This is a genomic window from Streptomyces sp. NBC_00996, from assembly GCF_045162675.1.
Classification (GTDB): domain Bacteria; phylum Actinomycetota; class Actinomycetes; order Streptomycetales; family Streptomycetaceae; genus Streptomyces.
On record NZ_CP108723.1, the window covers coordinates 5,967,840 to 5,988,132 of the forward strand.

Here is a 20,293-nt window from a genome sequence, read left to right on the forward strand (position 1 = left end):
ACGGCACACCGGTCTGTACCGTCCAGTCACCATTCCATGGCCGCGAGGGCAGTTGCCCCGCATCCGGTCTTGGCTCAGGCTCCCACTACCAAGGCCAGTAGCCCCAGCCCACCAGCCCGAACAGGAGAGATACACCCGCCGCGATCACCGGCGAGACGTACACCGCCAAAACGGTGCGCCCGCCGATCTGAACGTGCACGCCCTCACGCGGCACGACCGAGGCCGCTCCGGCCGGAACGTCCGGGATCAGACCGTTGGCAGCCGGAATCCCGGGGGATGACTCCCCACTAGAAGGTGTGCCATGGTAGGCGGTCACGAGATGTCCCTTCTTCGAAGCGCAGCCACCGTCTCCCCGGCCTAGGAACCTGAAGACGGCGGCGCGCGACACTCGAGTCCCCCCGGATCCGGGAGGACGCAAAAAGGGCCCCACCATTGGCATGGTGGGGCCCTCATTGCTGCGGTGACGCTATCGGAGGTGGAGGGCAAGAGCAAGTTCGGCTTCCGCGTATGTCGGTCCGTCACATCGCGGCGCTGAACGGCGGGTTGTCCCCAGCAAGGATCGTCTGGGGAACCCCTGGACCGTCGCATCGTTCGTGATCAACCTCGCCCCTGCAGCAGAAACGCCATCAGCGCGCCGGCCACGTCGGGGCCGAAGCCGTGGCCGCGCGCCTCGGGGATGAGAAGAACGTCGATGCCGCCATCCCTTCCACCCTCGCACGAGTACTGCGCGTACCCCACTGGTCCGCTGGCGGCCAGCACAAGGAACGACTCCACCTCAGGCCGGAGGCGCCCCACGTACTTGGCAGCTACTTCCTCACGGGCCAATGGCGCACCGCCCCAGTGCTTAACGAAGGCGGAGTCGGCGAACCAGCCCGCCAGCAGGTCGAGGTCCTGCTCGCCCACGGGGACGAGGCGTGTCAGCTCCCCTTCGATTGACATCGCGGTGGGCATCCGGCGACTCCTGGTTTCGAGAACACGATGGGACCACCCCACCGTAGGCGCCTCAGCGGTCGCGACCGTCCCGTTAGGAGGTCCTTAGCCGAGGACGATCCCCTACTATCGAACACATGTTCTTTTGGGAGTCGCCCGCTCACCACCCTGTCATCGCTCCAGTCGAGGTTCCGCCTCGCGCCGAGCACGAAACCGTCGGCGTACGGACCGACGTGTACCCGGACAGGCACGAGCCAGCGGTATGGATCTGGGTCGACTCCGCGTGGACCCTGGCGACCATTCGCGCGCAGCACCGATACCCGGACGGTGTCCTCGAACTCCAGGTGTGCCTGCCCAACGACATTCCCGCTCGTGAGCGCACCTACAGGTGGGGGCCTGGCGTACTCCTCGCCCATCCTGGCCATCGAGCTACCCGGCTGCCCGGCCTATCTGGAGCGGGGGCTGGGTGCGTCTGATGGCCGGGGCAGGCGCACGTGGATGACGGGCAGCTCGCCAGGGTCAGGGAGTACATGGCTGGCTGGAGGCACCGAGATGGCCAGTTGATCGGGATCTTCGCCATGCAGCGCGAAGACGTGCTGCCGTTCACCGGGTCCTAGCCAGGGTCAGCGACGAGCAGCTTCCGGAAGTCCGGCCGTAGCGCGCTTTCGGCGACGGAGAAGGGTCAGGGCTGCTACCGCTGCGAGGGTCATCCACGCCTTGCCGAGGATCTGTCCCGGCAGGTACTCGAAGGAGTCGAATGCAAGCTTGAGGAACAACAAGCTGTCCGAAAGCAAACCGACCGCGTTCGAGGCGAGCATCGCGATCAGCAGGCCACGTTCCCGCAGAGGCTCATAGACGGCGAAGTCCATGCTTTCGGCGACCACGAAGGCCGCAGCTGATGCCATCGCGAGCGCGGGGTCAGCAAGGAAGTACGACAAGACGGTGCCGATGGCTATCGCCGCGAGGACCGCCCTGCGGCCGGCCGCCTCCCGTGCAAGGTCACGGAGGACGAGGGCTAGTCCGACCATGTAAACCCCGGCTGGGGCCGCGTAGCCGAAGCCCACTGGGACGGCTCCGAAGTGTGTAACAGCAAGATTGGCCGCGGGAATGGTGGCCACGTAGGCAACCAGCGTCGCGATACCGGCAGGAGCGGGGACGTTCACGATCTTCTCTCTGTCTGGTGAAGCAGGAGTTGCACCCAGTCCCCTCCGTGAGCGGACGGCGGGGCAGGCGCCCAGACAGTACAGCCCATGCCACTGACAACAGGAGTGAGCCCAGCCCTCAGGACTCTGGCCAGGAATCGCTCCCACGCCGAGGTCGCACACAGACCGTGTAGGCCACCGGATCGGCCTGCTGCAGCAGACGGACGGCGGGAAGACTGATGAAACGCTGCAGTTCACCCAGCTCTCGCTATCTCGCTGCGGCGACCGGCCAGAGCGGCTGCCGGAATCTGACGGCCTCCTGCACCTGGCCCGCCCGGCTCTAACGCAGGTGTTCTTTCGGCCGTCTTCAATCGCCGCCTACGACTTCAGACAAGATCAGGCGTGCCGCGTTTGCCTGACATTGTCCCTGTACTTCACGCGAGCGGTAGCTCCAAGGAGCCCCTCCCTGTGCCAATTTCGAATGTGTATACGAATTTCGCTATTAGTCCGTTGACCTTGTTGTCAGTGGTTCCCTCTAAGCTCATCGACGTTGGTATACGAGCAGGTGGGGGCGAGAAGAAGGATGTCTTCAGGCTTCGCGATAGGGCACCTCGTCGAGTTCACAGCGGCTCCGGGGGTTGGCCGAGTAGGAGCCATAGACGGCGACATGCTGCGCATCGACTTCTTCGAATCAGTAGCGGAGGAGGTCGTCCACTCCCAGCATGTGCCTGCCAAGAGCTGCTGGCGCGCCCGGCTCGAACCCGAGACACGGGTCTACTGGCGCGAACCGAGCACCGGAGACTGGCTGGCGGGCCGGGTGACGGGAGAACACCTCCCGGAATACTTCATCCAAGTTCCCAACAAGATGTGGAACGAGCGGGCGAGCGAGCGCGACCTCCGGGTGCGCTGGGACCGCCCCGTCCGCGACCCCCTCCAAGTCCTTACGAGCGGCGGCAACGAGTCGGGGTACTTTCGCGACGCTCGGCTGCCCTTCCTACAAGATCTCGTAGCCCAACGAGCCGCCTGCGCGAACATGGCGGCGCTGCTGTCCTCAGCTGCCGAGATTTTTCCGCATCAGGTCCGGGCAGCGATGACCGTGCTCTCCGATCCGGTACAGCGATACCTCATCGCCGATGAGGTCGGCTTGGGGAAGACCATCGAGGCCGGCTTCGTCATCCGCCAGACGCTTCTCGATGATCCGCAGGCACAGGTCACTGTCATCGCCCCTGAACCGCTTCGGCGCCAGTGGGACAAGGAACTCCGCAATAAGTTCTTCATCGACGACTTTCCGTCAGCCCGGATCGTGATCACGTCGCACGAGACGCCGGAGAAGTGGTCCGCCTACCACGACAGTGCCCTTGTCGTCGTGGACGAGGCGCATGCGCTGGTCCAGGACAGCGGCGAAAACCTCACGCCCTACCGTGAACTGGCCGCCTTGGCGCACGCTGCTCCAAGGCTTCTACTGCTGTCCGCGACCCCTGTGACTTCTCGCTACACCACTCACCTCGGGCTGCTGCACTTGCTCGACCCCAACCTCTACAGCTGGGACGATCGCGAAGCCTTCGAACACCGCTATGCCCTGCGCGCCGAGTTGGCGGACAGCGTCTATGCCCTGGACGCCACCTTCACCTTCCTGCTGAGGTCTACGCTTGACGACATCCGACGGCTCCTCCCCCAGGACCCCGGATTCGAGAATCTTGCAGCTCGGGTCGTCGAGTGCCTCACCGAGGACGATGACCTCCGTGACGGAGTGGAAGCCGACGGTCTTTCCCTGCGCGTAGAGGAGCTACGAGGGCACATCAGTGAGACGTACCGCCTGCATCGCCGGGTGATCCGGCACCGGCGCGACCAAGTGGCGCTTCCAGACGACGAAGACGAAGAGAGCGAGCCCTACGCCGTCCGCGGCCGGGAACGGCCGGAAGTTCTTCCCCTTCCCTCCGCCTTCGATGCCGTCGAAACTGCCCTCGTTGAGTGGCGTACGGGCGTGTCGGATCATTTGCTCGATGCCAGCCTAGAAGGCGAGACCACAGCCTACGGACGCATCCTCAGCGTCCTCACTTCCCGAGCAGGCGGGCCTTTCGACGACTTCGCCGACACTTTGCGCTGGCGCGTAAACGGAGACGCTCAGGCGGCACAACGAGCCGGTCTCAGTCCTCAAGAACAAGCCCTGCTCGCCGCCCCCACCCTCATTCCTGCAGAGGAGCAAGCACTCCTTGGGCTTGAGAGGGAACTCAACGAAACAGAGGACAACCAGCAGGTCAAGGCGACGGCCCGCGCTCTCATCCCGGCGCTGAAGCTTGGTGGACGCATCGTTGTGTTCTGTGGCCCGGGGGCACTGGCGCACCAACTCGCAGCACGCCTAAGAGAGTTGTCCCGGACTGCGCAGGTTGCGGAGCACACCCGCCGGATCGGCGCCGCGGGTTCCGAGGACGCGGTCGCAAAATGGCGCACAGCGGCGGGCACGTCGGTCCTCGTCGTCGACGACACCGCCGAAGACGGACTGAACCTTCAGGTCGCAGACGCCGTCGTCCATGTACGCCTGCCGTGGAATCCAAACCAGCTTGAGCAACGAATCGGACGAGTAGACCGCTATCGCAACACCGAATCCGTCAGCCAGTCCGATGCCGCCAGCCAGTACGTGCTCAGCGCAAGCGCCGAGCACGAAGCCCTCGGCGCAGCGTGGCTGGACCTGCTGCTCGACGGTTACAACATCTTCTCGAAGTCGGCGTCGACACTGCAGGACGCCATCGCGGAAGGCCTCGACGCAGTCTGGACCGACGCACTGCGGGACGGCCCTGCAGGGCTCGCATCTGCGCAGCAGCGCGTAAAGGATCAGCTCCTCGAAGCTCGCCAGCAGATCGAGAAGATGGACATGCTCGAGGCCATCTACCTTGACGCCGATGGCCGGGACAACACGGCCAAGGCCCTCAGAGACCTGGAAGTGGACTGGAAGGACATCCAACGCGCTGTCTTCCAGTACACGAGCGAAGGATCTGGCGGCATCAACATCCGACGCTCTGATCACATCATTGGCGAAACTGTCTTCGACCTCGTGGAGTCCCGGCCGCATGTGCCACCGCGTCTGTACCTGGCACAGACTGCCGCGCTGACTCCAGCCGTGACGCGGGGGACGTTCAACCGGTCAAAGGCTCTGCGCTCCCCAGGCACCCGGGTGTTCCGTATCGGCAACCCCTTCATCGACATGCTCTCCTCGCTGAGCGCCATCGACGAACGTGGCCAGGCAACTGCCTTCCAGCGCATTGACCCCAGCCACATGGGGGATCCAGAACCCTACTTCGGCTTCGACTTCCTTGTTGAGGCCGATATTTCGGCAGCAGCAGACACGATGACCAACCCGGAAGAGGTGAGCCGGGCGTTGCAGCGACAGGCTGACCTCCTTCTTCCGCCGTTCACTCGCCGAGTGTGGGTGCGGGCAGGGAGCACCGAGGCGTTGACGCTCGCCACGGCGCTCGAGTGGCTGAACAGCCCTTACGACAACCGGAAGTGCCGGAACTTCAACAACCAGCGGGTTCGTGAGCTTGTCGGCATCTTCGGGGGCTGGTCGGAGTTTCAGCACTCTGCTGAATCCGCCGAGAAGGTCGCGCGCAACGAACTCTTCCGCGTCACCGACCTGGCGGCGCTCTGCACCGAAGCCCAGGAACGGGCTCGCCGGCGACTTGCCGTGACCCGGGCCCAGGCAGAGGCACGCAGGGCTGCCGGACGTCTCCTGCGCGATACCGAGAGTCAACTGGCCGACGTGAACACCGCCAGTCTGCTCATCGACGGACTCACGCAGCCGAACGTACGGCTCATGTCCGCTACGTGCATTGTCCGCGGGGGAAAGGGAGCCCAGCGTCATGCGTGACAGTTGGACCGGGGCTCAAGAGCTCTTTGACACCTGGCCGTTGGTTCCCCCGACGTCCGAGGACACGGAATACCGTGGAACTCTGCGACGGCTCAAGGACACCCTCGAAGGGCTGATGGAACGCCGGTCTTCATGGCGTGACGTAGCAGCACTGACACGACAGATCCTTCTTGAAGCCCAAGCACACGGAAATAACTTTGGCCTCGAAGTCCCGCTCGGCGCACCGCTGCCCACACGGCTGCAGTGGGAACAACTCCACTGCCACGCCCTCCCAGCTGGTCGTCGCGTCCTGGTCACAGCCCGGCCATGGCACCCCGACGTATCAGACCAGAAGGCCACCGAGGCCTCTGAGCACGACTTCCAGCAGATTCACCACGGAGAGAGCCTCCATCGGCATCTTGCATTGGAGCCCTGCCCAGCCGACCCCTTCTGGATCCAGGCTCTCGGCGAGGACTACGCCGAGTACAAGTCGATCGGCCAGCGCCAAGCAGCACGTGCCGTAGCACTCGCAGAACCGGGCAGCACTGTGATCGCCTGCCTGCCGACCGGCCACGGAAAGACTGCACTCGTGCAGGCTCCCGCGCTCCTCTCAAGTAAGCGCAGCGGCGTGACCCTGGTCGTCGTGCCCACGGTTGTGCTCGCCCTGGACATGGAACGCCGCGCGCAAGAGTTGCTGAGCGCCCGCGGCCGGCAGAGCCCTACTGGCCGCTACGCCTACATCGGCAACCTGGACGAGAACCTCAAGCAGCAGTTGCGAGAAGACATCCGGTCTGGCAGCCAGCGGCTGGTCTTCACGAATCCTGAATCGCTCGTGTCCGGCCTGAAGTCCGCTCTCGAAGACGCTGCCGAGGCAGGCCACCTGCAGTACTTCGTCGTCGACGAGGCGCATCTTGTCGAGCAATGGGGCGAGGGATTCCGGCCTGAGTTCCAAACCATGTCCGTCCACCGTCGTACCTGGTTGAGCACCGCCCCTGCAGGGCGTGAACCCGTCACTGTCTGTATGAGCGCGACACTGACCGAACAGCAGGTAACCACGCTCGAGAAACTCTTCTCAGGGCCCAAGGCCGCTGAGATCGTTTGGGGCGCCCAGTTGCGCCACGAGCCTAGCTACTACATCGACGACTTCGCCGAAGAAGAGAAACGCACGGAGGCAGTCCTTCGTGCCGTCGACCGGCTGCCGAAGCCACTGGCTCTATACGTGACAGAGCGGAAAGACGCCCGGGCATGGGCTGACCGCCTGCGCACAGCTGGCTACCGGCGAGTCGCCGATGTCGCCGGCTATTCAAGCCCCGACGAACGTCGACAGGCCGTCGAAGGATGGGGCGGCCGTTCCGCCTTGGGACCCATCCCCACCCAGTACGACATCGTGGTGGGAACCTCAGCCTTCGGCCTGGGTGTTGACCTCTCCGACGTCCGCAGCGTGGTGCACGCATGCCTGCCGGAAACCGTCGACCGCTACTACCAAGAGGTGGGACGGACCGGCCGGGACGGAAGCCCGTCCGTGGCCTACCTGGCATCGGCCCCCCGAGACCTCCCCGTCGCCGAGGGCATCAACCGGCAGGCGATCATCAGGGCCGACACTGCCTGGTCAAGATGGCGGTGGATGTGGGACGTCCGGGATAAGACGTATGCGCGTCCGCGGCACTACCTCGTCAACCTCGACTCGATCCCGGACAACGTCCATGACATCTCGGAGGCCAACCGGGACTGGAACATTCGCACCCTGAACCTCATGCTGCGCGCAGGGCTCATCGAACTCCATGTCCCTGAACCACCCAAGCGGAGCGGAGGCGAACCGCGTGCCGTCTTCCAGGAACGCCTCAACCACTTCTACGAGTTGGCGTCCACGCATGTCGACGTCTCCATCGCGGACACTCAGACCAACGATGAGGGACATTTCCAGGCTCGCTTCGAAGCTGAGCGCCGGCGCTCGATCACTGCTCAGAGGAACGCACTTGCTGATCTTCGGACCTTGCTGCGCGGCGATCGGTGCACAGGCGAGGTGCTCAGCACTTACTACCGGGTGCAACGAGGCGCAGCGGCACTGATGTCGGGCATCAACTGCCGAGGTTGCCCTAATTGCCGATCGACAGGTCTTCCTGCAGACAACGGCTTCTACAAGCTGGCAGGAGACCCCCATCCGCTGGTCCCTGCCCCGACCAGGGCTGGTCGGGATCCTCTCCGGAGTATGCGCGGCACCGCTCCATGCCTCAGCTTGTGGTGGGGAACCGAATCCGAGCGCCAAGTTCATGTGCCCCGGTTGCTGGAAATGCTGGCCCTTCGCGGCATGAACGTGATCGGCGGGCCAGGAATCACCTCACGCCTAGCCGAGGCCCTCCAGAAGGATGTGGCACCCCGCCCGATCATCTGTGACACCGACGCAGATCTGCTTCGCTTTTACGACGGCCCCATCGTGTGGGTTCTGGACGATGACCCATCATCCGTAGACAGCGTGCTTAGATCGCGCCTTGGTTCACCGGATGTGACGTACCTGATCCATCCGCGGAGCACGCCGCATCCTGATCGACCCGACCTATCCTTCACTGCCTTTCATCGTCAAAGCTTCCCCGTCCGGAATGCGTTGGAGTCGTTCTGATGGCCCTGATCAACGTGGACGCTTCGCGCCCTGACCCCATGTGGGCGGTCGTCCGTCTACTGGCTCACTCGAAGAGGTCCGTATCGCTCAGCAGCGCACGTGCCCTGCTGAGTCCGCCGACGCTTGCTTCCCGAGACAGGGACGATGCGTCGGAGATGTTCAGCAAGGCCATCAAGACGCTGCGGGAACTGGGGTTGCTGCAGATTCACGACTCCACTAGTGAACTGGAACTCGTCGGACCCGCTGCAGTTCTCGACGGCCGCGACTGGGATGCCTTCTCCGCTGCTCTGCGTACTGCGGTGCTCGCGCCTGAGCGCAACAGCGGTTTGGGAGACAACGATGAGCAGAGAGAGTCCCGCGACCTGACCCGAGCCTTGGCCTGGTTCCTCACGCTAGATCCAATGGGCCCGCCCGTGGACTGGGACCAGGCGCAAGACCTCATGGGGGACGCTTCGCTCAAACCGGAGGCCGGACCAGCCGTCGTCAATGCCGAGCGGTGGCGACAGTTCGGTGACTGGGCCCCCGCACTCGGACTCGCCGCCCGCCCGCTCCTCGCCGGTGGGGGCGGTAGTCCGTTGGTACCCGACTGCACCACTGCCGTCAGGTATGTCATGCAGCGTCTGTGGGAGCCGGGCACTCAGGTCAACGCCGTAACGGCTGCCCGAAGCATCCGCGAGCACCTGCCGGTACTTCCCGGTGGCGAGTATCCGCGGGCTCTGCAACTTGCTAACCCAGGCGACCGCATCGCCGGCAGTTCACTCTCCTTTGCCCTTCTGCGCGGCCACGACGAGAAGTGGCTGCGCCTGGAATCCGATTCCGACGCCTCTCTGGTGCTGCAGGTAGCCGACCCAGAGCAGCCTTCGAGCCCACGGTACGTAAGCGACATCACGATGCAGGAGGTCCCCGGTGCCTGACTTCCGCGGAAAGATCTGCTGGGACCCCGCGACAGCCGCCAACACCATCGGCGTCGAGGCCATCTCCCCGTCTCCTGCCGTCTTCCGGGCCACGCATGCTCCTCTACGGATCCAGCGGGCACGCCTCGACGGTCGCAAGCTTGTACTCGAGGGGCAGCCCGTCGACGAGCGTGCGGTCCTTCATGACTTCCTGAACCATGAGTCCAACACCGGCGCGCTGCTCATGCCCATCGTGGGCGAGTCTGGTTCTGGCAAGTCGCACCTCGTCAGGTGGGTTCGTGAGCATCTCGACCTGGTAGACGATCGGCAAGAGTCCCGTGAGGTGATCTACCTTGAGAAGCATAGGACTAGCCTCAAAGCAGTCGTGCAGAGCCTGATCGCCAAGGCCGACAGCGACGAACTGAAGCAACTGAAGTCGGAAATCGACAAGTTCACCGCAGACGTCGATGCATCAGTGCTCGCTCGGCGCCTTATCCATTCCCTCAACGAGACCCTTGTAGCCGAGACGGGGCGTGGGGTTTCAGGGCCAGCGCGGCAACTCTTCGGGCCCCACGGGCTCGGAGCACTACTTGACGATCCACACGTCAGTGAATTCATGCTCAGGCCCGAGAAGTTTGTTCCACAGTTGGCCACTTACCTCCTGCGAGACCGCGTCAAGGGAGACGGAGATCGCCCTCCGAAGTTCACTGTTCATGATCTTCCGCTGGACATCACCGATGTCAGCAAGGCATCGGCCCTAGCCAAGAAATGGGTTCAGGTTCTCAGTTCCAAGGCCGAACTTCAGGAGATCGCGATAGACCTCCTGAACGAGCACCTGGAAACTGCGATCAACCGCAGCTTCAACCTGGGCATGGGGCGTCTGCTAGAAGCTATGACCCTTGTCCGTGAGGAGTACCACCGGCAGGACAAGGAGATCATTCTCCTCATCGAGGACTTTGCCCTCATCCAGGGCGTTCAGAAGGACCTGCTGGACGCCCTCGTCGAAGCGGCTCACCGTGAGGGCTCCACGCGGCTGGCCCCCATTCGCACCCTCATGGCGGTAACCACTGGTTACTTCCGTGACCTGCCGGAAACGGCCCTCACCCGCGTACGTGCAAATCTTGGCTACGCCTACGACCTGGATGTGCCGTTCAGTGAGGAAGACACCGGCGAGGAGGCGATCGCAGCATTTGTAGGCCGCTACCTCAACGCGGCACGTATCGGCAAGGATCGACTGGAGCAAGCAGGCGAAGCCGAGCCGACGAACGCATGCGACGAGTGCCCGTTCCAGGCGCGCTGCCACGATGCGTTCGGGGCATCCGCAGACGGGTACGGCCTGTACCCCTTCAACAGGTCGGCCCTGACTCGCATGGTCCACTCGACTGCTTCGAAGAGCGAACCGTGGGAGTTCGTCCCCCGGACGGTGCTGGGGAGCGTGGTACGGCCAGTCCTCATTCAGCACGCTAGCTCGCTTCAGAGAGGAGAGTTCCCAGACTCTTCCTTCTCCGAGGGCTTTCCGACAGCCGAGATCGACCAGCCGCTCAGCACGGCCGTACGGGATGTCATCGAAAACCATGACCCTGTTACCGCCGACCGGCGCAAGCGGGTTCTTGAGTTCTGGGAGGACGCAGCGGCTAAGGGCGTTGAAATCAACCCCACAGTGCTGGAGGCCTTCGCCCTCCGAGCTCTGGCTGCCGGGACGCCGGCCCTCCCGGAACAACCGCAGCGTGCTTCAGCGCCCTCCCGGCAATCCAGCACCTCGTCAAGCACCGCCAAGACGGAGGATAAGAACTATCCGCCGTCGGTGCAGCGGAGCCTTCAGAACATCGAGGAGTGGGTGACCCGCGGCGACGACCTCAAGCAGGATCACGCTCGGATGATCCGCACAGTCGTCGCCACCGCGGTGGCCCAGCGGTATCGCTGGAACGCGCCGCTCATGCAGGCGCAAGCCAACGTGAAGGACAAGGGCTGGCCAAACAACGCGACCATTGTCAGCATCGAAGGCACAGTGGTCGCAGGCATCAGTGGTGCCGACAGCGCCCCCATCCAGTTCAAGCGGAGCGCGACGAACAGCAGGTTCTTCCAGAGCCTGATCCGTGCGCAGTACGGGCTGGATCAGGTCCGCGGGGAGGACGTCCGCAGGCTGGCTACCGTCGCCGAAGAGCAGTCCAGTGCGTTGGCAACCAGAGTTCAGCGCAACTTGGAGGTCACAGACGACGATCTCGTGCTCGGGCTCCGTGCATCGCTTTTGGGAGCGGTTCTTGCGGGTCGCGGATGGCCTGGCATGAGCATCGAAGAGTTGCTGGCAACTGCAGTGGACGACGGCGAGAGCTGGAAGGGCGCCGGCACCATGCCGCGTCCTGACCGGTGGACCCTCGCGCTCAACCAGCACCTTGCTGCCCGCAGTGCCCTGGTAAAGCGCATCCGTGTCGGGGTCGGTATCTCGCAGGGCAGCAGAGGGGCGGTGGGCATGATCGATGCTGCCCGGGCAGTCCCTCTGTTGGAGGAGGCGGCTGCCAACTGGTCTTGGGAAACGCCGGTGAGCACCGTCCCGGAGTGGGTTAAGCCTGCAGTCAGGCCGTTCGTGTCATGGCCCTCCCTGGTCGACGGACAGATCACGATGCTCAACGAACTGCTGCAGGAGATTCGACTGCGGCACCCGCGCAGTACCCCGGGGAATCACACGCTTTCCAGCATCAGGTCTGCTGTAGACCGGGCTAGGGAAGTCAGTCTGTCGCTGTCTACCCAGCGAGCGCGCGGTCTTGATGCACTACTTGAGCAGGCGAGCGCCGTGGACTGGTCCACGATCTCCGCGCTGGAGGATGAACTGGATCGCTGCCAGGACGACGCCCGTCCAGAGGCGGCCCTTCTCACTGCACGCATCCGCACGGCCGCCCAGGACCGGGGATCCTCCATCGAGGTCATTCGAAATCTGTTGTGTGTGGCTGATGAGTGGCTCGACGAAGCCCTGAAGGGTGCCGAGATGCGGGCAAGTTCTTCGGCCGCCAAGAGCGCAGCCGATGGCGTACAGGAACTCGTTGCCGAATGGCGCTCGCTGGTAGCCGAAGGGGTTGATGGCCAGTGACCCAGATGTCCGTGTACGAGAAGGCAAAGCTGCTTGAAGATCACGCCTCGCGCATCGCGGATGGCGAAGAATCCCAGCGCCAGGCAACCCGGGTTTCAACTCGGCTGATGGAGCTGCGCTCCCAGATCAACCAACTGCGCTCCCAGTTGGCCGTCACTCAAGCTCTGCAGGCCCGTGGCGCGGGCCTCGACATCAACCTGTCCGGCATCGATGACGGGAGAGCAGGCTTTGAGCGCAGCTTGGGGCCCAGCGGCCTCCCCTCCAATCAGGTGTTCAACACGGCGAAGAAGAAGACGCAGGCAGTTACTGATCGTCTTGGAGAAGCCAATCAAGCGGCTTGGTCTGCTTGGACAGGACGGCTACTCGAGGAGTTGCCCGTAGCGCGGATTTCAATGCTTCTCGACCCAGGGGCCGAGAAGCAGGCATCCGCCCGCCATGCCGAACTTGAGCGCGTGGCAAGGGGAAAGGCATCCAAGGACGCCATCACCACCTTTGCCGTCACGCATGCCGGCTTGGCTGAACTACTTCAGGACGCTCAAGACCCGCCTCAGGCACTAGCCGTTCTGCTGGATCGGCTGCGCGAGCAGTCCGGTCTCACGCTACGCGACATCACTGACGAAGAGATCGCGCTCATCCGTGAATACGGGATGGATGCCCACATCAGCCTGAAGAGGAAGGGCTCGTGAACCAGCGCAGCATGGACCAGGACTTCACCAATGAGCTCCTCAACCGCTTGGAAGACCTTGAACTGCCATTGCTCTCGTGGGGCGTGACGGAGGGTGCGCTCTCTGAGGACGACGTGGTCGAATGTATCGAGTCTGTTCTCAGCGAACATCCGAAAGCCCCGGAGAACGTCTCACCTCATGACGTACTCCAGGAGATGCGCGGCCTCGCCCTGGTCTGGAAGGTGCCCTGGCCGAATGACGGGCCAGCGCGCTATCGCACTCGATTCGCCGAGTCGCTCCGGCTCACAGCCGGACTTCGCCAGCTCTTCCGTCCTCGGGGCGACTGGGCAGACGAGGCACCGAGTGGATGGTGGCGTCAAGGAAGGCGCCTTGTTGCCGATTATCGGCTGCACACGCGCTACCGGCGCTACCCCAAACGTGACATCTCCGCCTCAGCGGCGCTCAAGGAGTTGGGGACTTCGCCTAGTTGGGGAGGCCTCCAGGACCAGGTAGCAAAGGCCTATCTGGGCGGAAAGAGCTTGGCAGGCTTCCAATTGGAAGCGACCCAGGCCGTCTATGAATCACTTGCCCACCAGGACAAGTCCAGCGGAATCATTGTCGGGGCCGGCACCGGCAGCGGCAAGACACTCTCGTTCTACCTGCCCGCGTTCGCCGCGATGGCAGCACACGCTCCGGGCAGCGTTCACACTCTGGCCCTGTACCCGCGTACTGAACTGTTGCGCGACCAACTCAAAGACGCCGTCACCGAAGCCAGCAAGGTTGAACAGGCGCTTGCGCAACAGGGGAGGCGCTACCTTCGCATTGGCGCTCTCTATGGAAGCACCCCGAACGACTCCAACGATCCCCGACGGCTAGCCGCGGGCAGGGGATCAGGTCGTTGGAAGCGGTTCCAAGACGGGTTCATCTGCCCCTTCCTTCCGTGCCCCAACGATGAATGCGAGAACGGTGAGTTGGTGTGGTCCGATCAGGACCGCGCGGCCGACATCGAGCGGCTCGTCTGCTGGCGCTGCCAGCATGAGGTGCCGGACGGGCGGCTTGCCCTCACTCGTAAATCCCTGCGGAGCAGTCCACCCGATCTGCTGTTCACGACGACCGAAATGCTGAACAACTGCAGCGCGGACAGCTTCCTCGAAGGCCTTCTAGGCTGGAGAGGCGGGCAGGTTCCTTCGCTGATGCTCCTCGACGAGGTTCACACCTATTCCGGCGTGCATGGTGCCCAAGTCGCCTACCTGCTTCGCAGGTGGCGTGAGGCAGCCCGCAAACCTGTCACGTTCGTTGGCCTGAGTGCCACGCTTCGCGACGCCAAAGAGTTCTTCGCCCAACTCGTCGGCCTACGCCACGCCGACATCGACTCCATCGCTCCGTCCGAGGACAGCATGGTGGAGGAGGGCCGCGAGTACGCGCTGGCCCTGCGCGGCGATCCTGTGGCAGGGGCCAGCCTGCTGTCGACGTCCATCCAGACCGCGATGCTCTTCGGCCGAGTGCTCGACCCAAGTGACGAGACCTTTCTGTACGGATCCACCGGATTCCTGTTCACCGACGACCTGGACGTCACCAACCGCTTCTATAAGTACCTACGCGACGCGGAAGGCGACCAGGACCACTTCGGTCGCATGAGCCGACGTGGTGAAGTACTTGCCGGGCTCCGCTCACGCGCACGGCCTGAGCCCGAGGCCCGGTACAACGAGGGCCAGTCATGGGATCTCGTGGAGAAGATTGGGAACGAACTCGCTCCCGACCTGCGCATGCACCACTTGATCATTGGTCGCACGTCTTCGCAGGACGCCGGCGTTAACCACAACGCCAGGCTGACTATCGCCACCGCCTCCCTGGAGGTGGGGTTCAACGACCCCCGAGTTGGCTTCGTGCTTCAGCACAAGGCACCTCGCAATGCCGCCTCCTTCATCCAGCGCCGCGGACGTGCTGGTCGTGCTCGGGGGACGCGGCCAGTGACCGTCGTGACCCTCTCTGACTACGGTCGTGATCGCCTCGCCTACCAGGGCTACGAGACGCTCTTCGCACCAGAGGTCGCGGCGATCAAACTGCCTCTGCGGAACCGGTATGTCCTCAAGATCCAAGGAGCCCAGGCCCTTCTCGACTGGGCAGGGCGCCGACTGCGCAGCAAGGGTGTCCGGAATGCAGACCCGCGCAAACTCCTGAAAGCACCGGCGGCGGGAGCAGTGAATCCCCGCTATGAGGCAGAGCACAAGGCCCTCATCCAGGTTTTCGATGAGTTGCTGAACGACAGCCGTGTCCAGGACCAGTTCGCAAAGCACCTCACCAGGGCGCTGCAACTCCCTGCCGACGAAGCGCAGGCCGTGTTGTGGGAACAGCCACGGTCGCTGCTACTAGCCGTGGCGCCCACCGCACTACGACGGCTCAACTCCGGTTGGAAACCACTGGTGACTGACGCTGGCGCCGTGAACGGCGCCATGCTGCCCGAGTACATCACTCGAGCTCTGTTTGAGCCCTTGAATCTTCCAGAGGTCGATCTGGAACTCCCCTTTGACGACGGAGATGGAGCCGTCGAGCCGATGCCGATCGGGAGAGCCCTGACGGAGGCAGTACCCGGCCGAGTCAGCCGACGATTCGGGTACTTGAGCGATGACCATCGCACGTGGCTTCCTCTCCCTTCCGAAGGCAGTGACGTTCTGAATCTCACCCAGTTCGTGAGGGATGGGATGCCCGAGGGCCCTTGGCGGCCCCATGAGCACGGCGGGGCGGAATTCGAGGTCGTAAGGCCGAAGCGGATAGGGCTGGTCGAGCCAGATGGCGACATCATTGACCAGTCGCAGGGCGTCCCGGTGTGGGGTACACAGGTTGTTGTCCCTAACGATGTTCCGTTCGACGAAGGGATGGTGCCGAAACCGTCCCCATGGCAGCGGCGGATCGACGCCGTCAGCTTCGCGACACACGCCGCTGGGAACCCCGTCGAGGTGCGGCGCATGACGATCGGTGCCGAGTGCACGGTCCGCCGTGAACGCCAGGACAGCGAGAACCAGTCCGTCCGCTACGAACTCCGCGGTAAGCCAGCTGCCCTCGGTTTCCGCCTCGGCGTCGATGCTGCCTGCTTCAGGTTGCGTCCTTTGAACGTCGAAGACCCGGCGGTCAAGCAGTACCTGGCCCAGCCGCAATGGCGGGCCCTTGCGTTCTCACACGCGGTTCAAGAAGATCCAGAACTCGCCGATATCTCGAACTTCTTCCAGCGGGAGCGACTCGCTCAGATCTACCTGACGGCGTTCGCGTTGGCTGGTCTGGCTGCCGAGCGAACGAACGAGGAGATCCGCACGCTCCTCGCGAGTGGTGGCTGGAGCAGGGACCTGGCAAGAATCTTCCAGGTGCTCTATCGCGATGCCGACTTGTCCGAGGAGCACATGGACAATGACCGCCTTGTTGCGGAACTGAGCACACTGGTCACCCACGGCACGGTCATCGCGGCTCTTAACCGAGCAGCTAACCTCCTTGTGATCGAGGACGTGTCCGCTGACACGGCTGACTTGGCGCGGCGGGCCTACCGCGACACCATGGCCGCCGGGATCCGGGCTGCCGCCCAGCGTGCTTGCCCGAACGCGCAAGACGGCGACCTCATCGTCGATGTACTGCCAGCCGACGAACCGGACGGGCTGACGACCATCTGGCTCAGCGAGACCTCCGTCGGGGGCCTCGGCGTGATCGAGCAGCTGATCGACTACTACTCGGCGGATCCTCGACGGTTCTGGGGACTTGTGACGAACAGCCTCGCGCCCAGTGAATTTGAGTATGTGGATGCCACTTTGACGCGTCTCCTCGAGCACGTCACTGAGGAACCAGGCGGTGCCGCCGCACGTGCCATGGCGACACTTCGCGCTAACGTGCCGGCGCAGCAAGCCCAGGACGCACTCGGTGATCTGCGGGAGGCATGGGCTCGATTGGACGGCCCGCCTCGGCATGCGGCAGTCGCGGCCTTGTCCACACGCTTGCTGCGCCCGGGCTCCGGGCCCGACATCGACGCCGCGGCTCTCGCTCTCGTAAGAGCCTGGGCTGCACTCGAAGAGCGTCTGGGGATTGAAGTCGACGCACGCGTCGTGGCCTACGCCGTGGGATCGAAGCAACTCGAACTGCCCGGAGTCCGTTCGCTCAGCGCCGACCAGGTCTTCAGCCTCCTGTGGCCTCGGGGTCACCAGGCTCGTACCCAGGACTTGAAGCACTACCAGCCGTACGCCAAGTCCCCGGTACTGGAACGGCTTCTGGTCCAGGCCGCCCACGATGACCGGCTGCCCGAGGTCGATGTGACGCAGCCTGCCTGGGTTGAGTCCTACTGCAAGCGTCTCGCAGAGACCTCTGCCGTCGATCTGATCTGCCCGGCGGGCAAGGAGCAGTCAATGGCGCAAGCCTTGAAGCAGATTCCTGTCACCCACATTGACCGGGACGTACTGCGCGTCTACGGAGAGGTTTGCGGAATCCTCCGTCAGCAGCACGAACTCCGGGTCCGCATCGAGTTGCGGGAGGCCTCGCAGTGAAGTCCCAGGAACGCACGATCCGCACCGGGCTACACACCACTGTGCGCGTCGACACCATGCTGACCTCGGCTCTGATCGCGGAGTTTATTGCTCCTAGCGATCACTTGTGGCTGGTGTCACCGTGGATCACCGATGTCCAGGTCCTCGACAACAGCCACGGTTCGTACGATGCGCTGTTCGGCGATGTTCCACCACAGAGTTGTCGCCTATCCGATGCCATCGCCCGCATCGCCCACGGTGGCGCGAAGATCCACGTCGTTACACGCCCCGACGCACACAACGACGACTTCCTGCGCCGCCTCACGAAGGCAGCAGCGCCGGAGCGTGTCCACTTGGCGCAGGATCCGAACATCCACGAGAAGACCTTGTGCGGCAACGACTGGATGCTCAGCGGCTCGATGAACTTCACCGTTCGCGGCATGGCGAAGAACGACGAGAGAGTGACCTACACGGCAGGTAGTGACGCCGCTGCCCAGGCACGCCTGGACCTGGCCGAGCGGTGGGGAGATGCCGCATGACTCAGCCCAAACACTGGACGTCGGAACGTATCCAGGCCTTCCTCAGAGCATTCTTTGGAGCAGGAAACGACGCCTGGCCGGACATGCGCCCGGACTACACTCACAAGGAGCGCACCGAGCCCTTCGTCAGCGTTTTGCTGAACGGCGGCGATGCACCTATCGTCCTGCCGCGGTGGGACGCCGACAGCCAACAATTCGCCATGTACGCCATTGCACGCGACCAGGCTGACGTAACGAAGACAGCTGAGTTGATCGAAGCCTTCGCAGGGCCGACGTACATCTATTGCGACATGGAGCGTGGCGGGCTGCGCCCAGCCCGGCTCAACCCGGATGACCCGGTAGAGCGTGCCATCTTGGACTTCGCCGGCGAGCGCGTGACCTTCAGGCTGACAACCGCGCAGCCCTCGCGTTACCGACAGAGCCTCACCGACGCATTGCTCTTGATGCAGAAGACCTACACAAGCCGCCCTCCTCGCCTGTGGCGTGCAGTCAAACCCATCGGTCGTCTCATTGCGGAGTTCGATGCTGCTCTCGCGGCGGGCGGTGAAGCAGCTTCCCAGGATCTACTCGAGCAGCTGGCGGCGGCCGGTGGACTCACCGCCACGAACCTGGCGCATCTCAGGCTCAAGCGCCTGGATCGCCTCGGAGTGAGCAACAAGGTTCTCGCATTTCCGAACCTGCCGGACATCGTGCACCAGGATCCACCCGCTGCGGTGAAGGCCGCCATTCTCAACGCTGTTTACACGGTGGCCCTCGAGGAGCCTCTCGCTACGCGAGACCTCGACGCGGCTAGAGAGGGTCTCATCGCCCACGGCAGGGTGGTCCCTGAACTGCTTGGCGGCGATCCCCGGTCGTATGGTCCTCAGGCGATGACCGTCGTCTTGCTTGCGGCCGTGATTCTCGATGATGTGACAGTTGCTCGCCGGGCATTGGCGGCCGTCGAGGAACTGGATCAGGCGCCCCAGATCGCGGCGCTCGTTCTGAGTGAGGCCGAGCGTCTGGCGGCTATGCCGGTTCCTGATGCGGTGGACGAAGCATCCTCGAAGGTACCCCCTGACGCTGATGCAGGCGTGCCCGTCGAGTCTTGGCCAGAGTTGTTCTCTGCGCTTGCTGATGGAAGCCCGGTGGGCAAGCAGGCCGTCGAAGACGAAGTGTGGGCGCTGTGGCCCTCCCCGGCGCAGAACGATGACGTTCTGGCGGAGTTCTTGGACGGGTTGAGCGATGGCGCGGCGGGTGAACTGTGGCGTGCTGTTGGTTCGTTCCTCGATGCCGTGGGTTACGACGAGCCGGCGCCGAAGAGCGCGCATGCCTTCATCCGTAATGCCGTGGCCTTCGGCCGCTACGGCCCGGGTGATCTGGCTGTGCTGCAAGCTCTGATGGACATCGCTCTCCGGGCCTCGCCCGCCGCCGACACCTACGGAGAGATCCTCAAGGACGTTAGCTCGGAGTGCAGTCGGTGGATCGCTCCCGAACGGGCCTCGGCCGCCTTGGACTTCGTTGACCGCCTATTTCTTGCTGCGTGCCCTGACGTAGACGCCCGTGAGAGATTGTGTGTCGATCTCCTCGCACCGTTGTCCGTTCACCGGCACCGCCTTGCGGAAGCTGACCTGGCCTTCGCGCAGCGGCTCACTCATGAACTTGGCCTGGACGGTCTCGATTGGGCCGTCCCCGCAGAGGAGGGTGTGCAGGATGACCCCCTGGCGTCGATGCCACCTTCGACGCTGCTCCTGTACTCCCTGGACGAGGCGGTACTTACCCGGTGCCGGGAGGAGTTGCAGAAGATCGCTCCTGCTGTGAAGGTCGCGACTGCCTATGACCACGTTGGCACGCCGCAGTTGCGAGAGAAGGCTCGCAGGGCGGACGTGGTCGTTCTAGCGACGCGTTGCGCCAAGCACGCCGCCACCGGCTTCATCACTCAGCACAGTGGCAATGACGTGCCGATCGAGTACGCGAATGGCAGTGGCTCGGCGTCTCTCCTGCGCGCAGCAGAGCGAGGTCTACGGCGCACGATCGCCGAGAGCGTCTGACGCACTGGTGGTCTCCCCGAGCTGTTCGGGGAGACCACCAGATGATGCCGCA

Annotated in this window: 11 protein-coding genes; 8 read left to right on the forward strand and 3 right to left on the reverse strand. The window is 63.8% G+C overall.

What is annotated here, in order from left to right; all coding sequences use genetic code 11:
• Positions 1-85 precede the first annotated feature (85 nt).
• From OG390_RS28085 to OG390_RS28095, 3 genes are all read right to left on the reverse strand, one after another.
• Positions 86-316, reverse strand: a complete 231-nt coding sequence (locus tag OG390_RS28085; protein ID WP_406172127.1) for a hypothetical protein — start codon at positions 314-316, stop codon at positions 86-88.
• 281 nt (positions 317-597) lie between these two features.
• Positions 598-951 (reverse strand): GNAT family N-acetyltransferase, encoded by a 354-nt coding sequence (locus tag OG390_RS28090; RefSeq protein WP_315892426.1) that lies wholly within the window; start codon positions 949-951, stop codon positions 598-600.
• Positions 952-1,553: 602 nt separating this feature from the next.
• Positions 1,554-2,093: a VUT family protein gene (locus OG390_RS28095; RefSeq protein ID WP_315892427.1), complete on the reverse strand. Its 540-nt coding sequence runs from the start codon at positions 2,091-2,093 to the stop codon at positions 1,554-1,556.
• A gap of 562 nt (positions 2,094-2,655) precedes the next feature.
• Between OG390_RS28095 and dpdE the strand changes: the two genes are divergently transcribed.
• Genes dpdE through dpdD form a run of 8 tightly spaced genes read left to right on the forward strand, consistent with a single transcriptional unit; the run spans position 2,656 to position 20,241 of the window.
• Positions 2,656-5,937, forward strand: a complete 3,282-nt coding sequence (gene dpdE / locus OG390_RS28100) for a protein DpdE (protein WP_406172130.1) — start codon at positions 2,656-2,658, stop codon at positions 5,935-5,937.
• Positions 5,930-8,533: a protein DpdF gene (gene dpdF / locus OG390_RS28105; protein WP_406172132.1), complete on the forward strand. Its 2,604-nt coding sequence runs from the start codon at positions 5,930-5,932 to the stop codon at positions 8,531-8,533. Before dpdE ends, dpdF begins: the two co-directional genes overlap by 8 nt.
• Complete coding sequence (gene dpdG / locus OG390_RS28110) at positions 8,533-9,447, forward strand: protein DpdG (protein ID WP_406172134.1); 915 nt, start codon at positions 8,533-8,535, stop codon at positions 9,445-9,447. Before dpdF ends, dpdG begins: the two co-directional genes overlap by 1 nt.
• Positions 9,440-12,511 carry a protein DpdH gene (dpdH, locus tag OG390_RS28115; RefSeq protein WP_406172137.1) on the forward strand — a complete coding sequence of 1,024 codons (3,072 nt, stop codon included), beginning with the start codon at positions 9,440-9,442 and terminating at the stop codon, positions 12,509-12,511. Before dpdG ends, dpdH begins: the two co-directional genes overlap by 8 nt.
• Entirely contained in the window at positions 12,508-13,197 is a 690-nt protein-coding gene (locus OG390_RS28120) for a hypothetical protein (RefSeq protein WP_406172139.1), read from the forward strand. Before dpdH ends, OG390_RS28120 begins: the two co-directional genes overlap by 4 nt.
• On the forward strand, positions 13,194-17,696 hold the full coding sequence (dpdJ, locus tag OG390_RS28125; RefSeq protein WP_406172141.1) for a protein DpdJ: 4,503 nt from the start codon (positions 13,194-13,196) through the stop codon (positions 17,694-17,696). Before OG390_RS28120 ends, dpdJ begins: the two co-directional genes overlap by 4 nt.
• Entirely contained in the window at positions 17,693-18,214 is a 522-nt protein-coding gene (gene dpdK, locus OG390_RS28130) for a phospholipase D-like domain-containing protein DpdK (RefSeq protein WP_406172143.1), read from the forward strand. Before dpdJ ends, dpdK begins: the two co-directional genes overlap by 4 nt.
• On the forward strand, positions 18,211-20,241 hold the full coding sequence (dpdD, locus tag OG390_RS28135) for a protein DpdD (RefSeq protein WP_406172145.1): 2,031 nt from the start codon (positions 18,211-18,213) through the stop codon (positions 20,239-20,241). The genes dpdK and dpdD overlap by 4 nt, the downstream gene beginning before the upstream one ends.
• Positions 20,242-20,293: the final 52 nt, after the last annotated feature.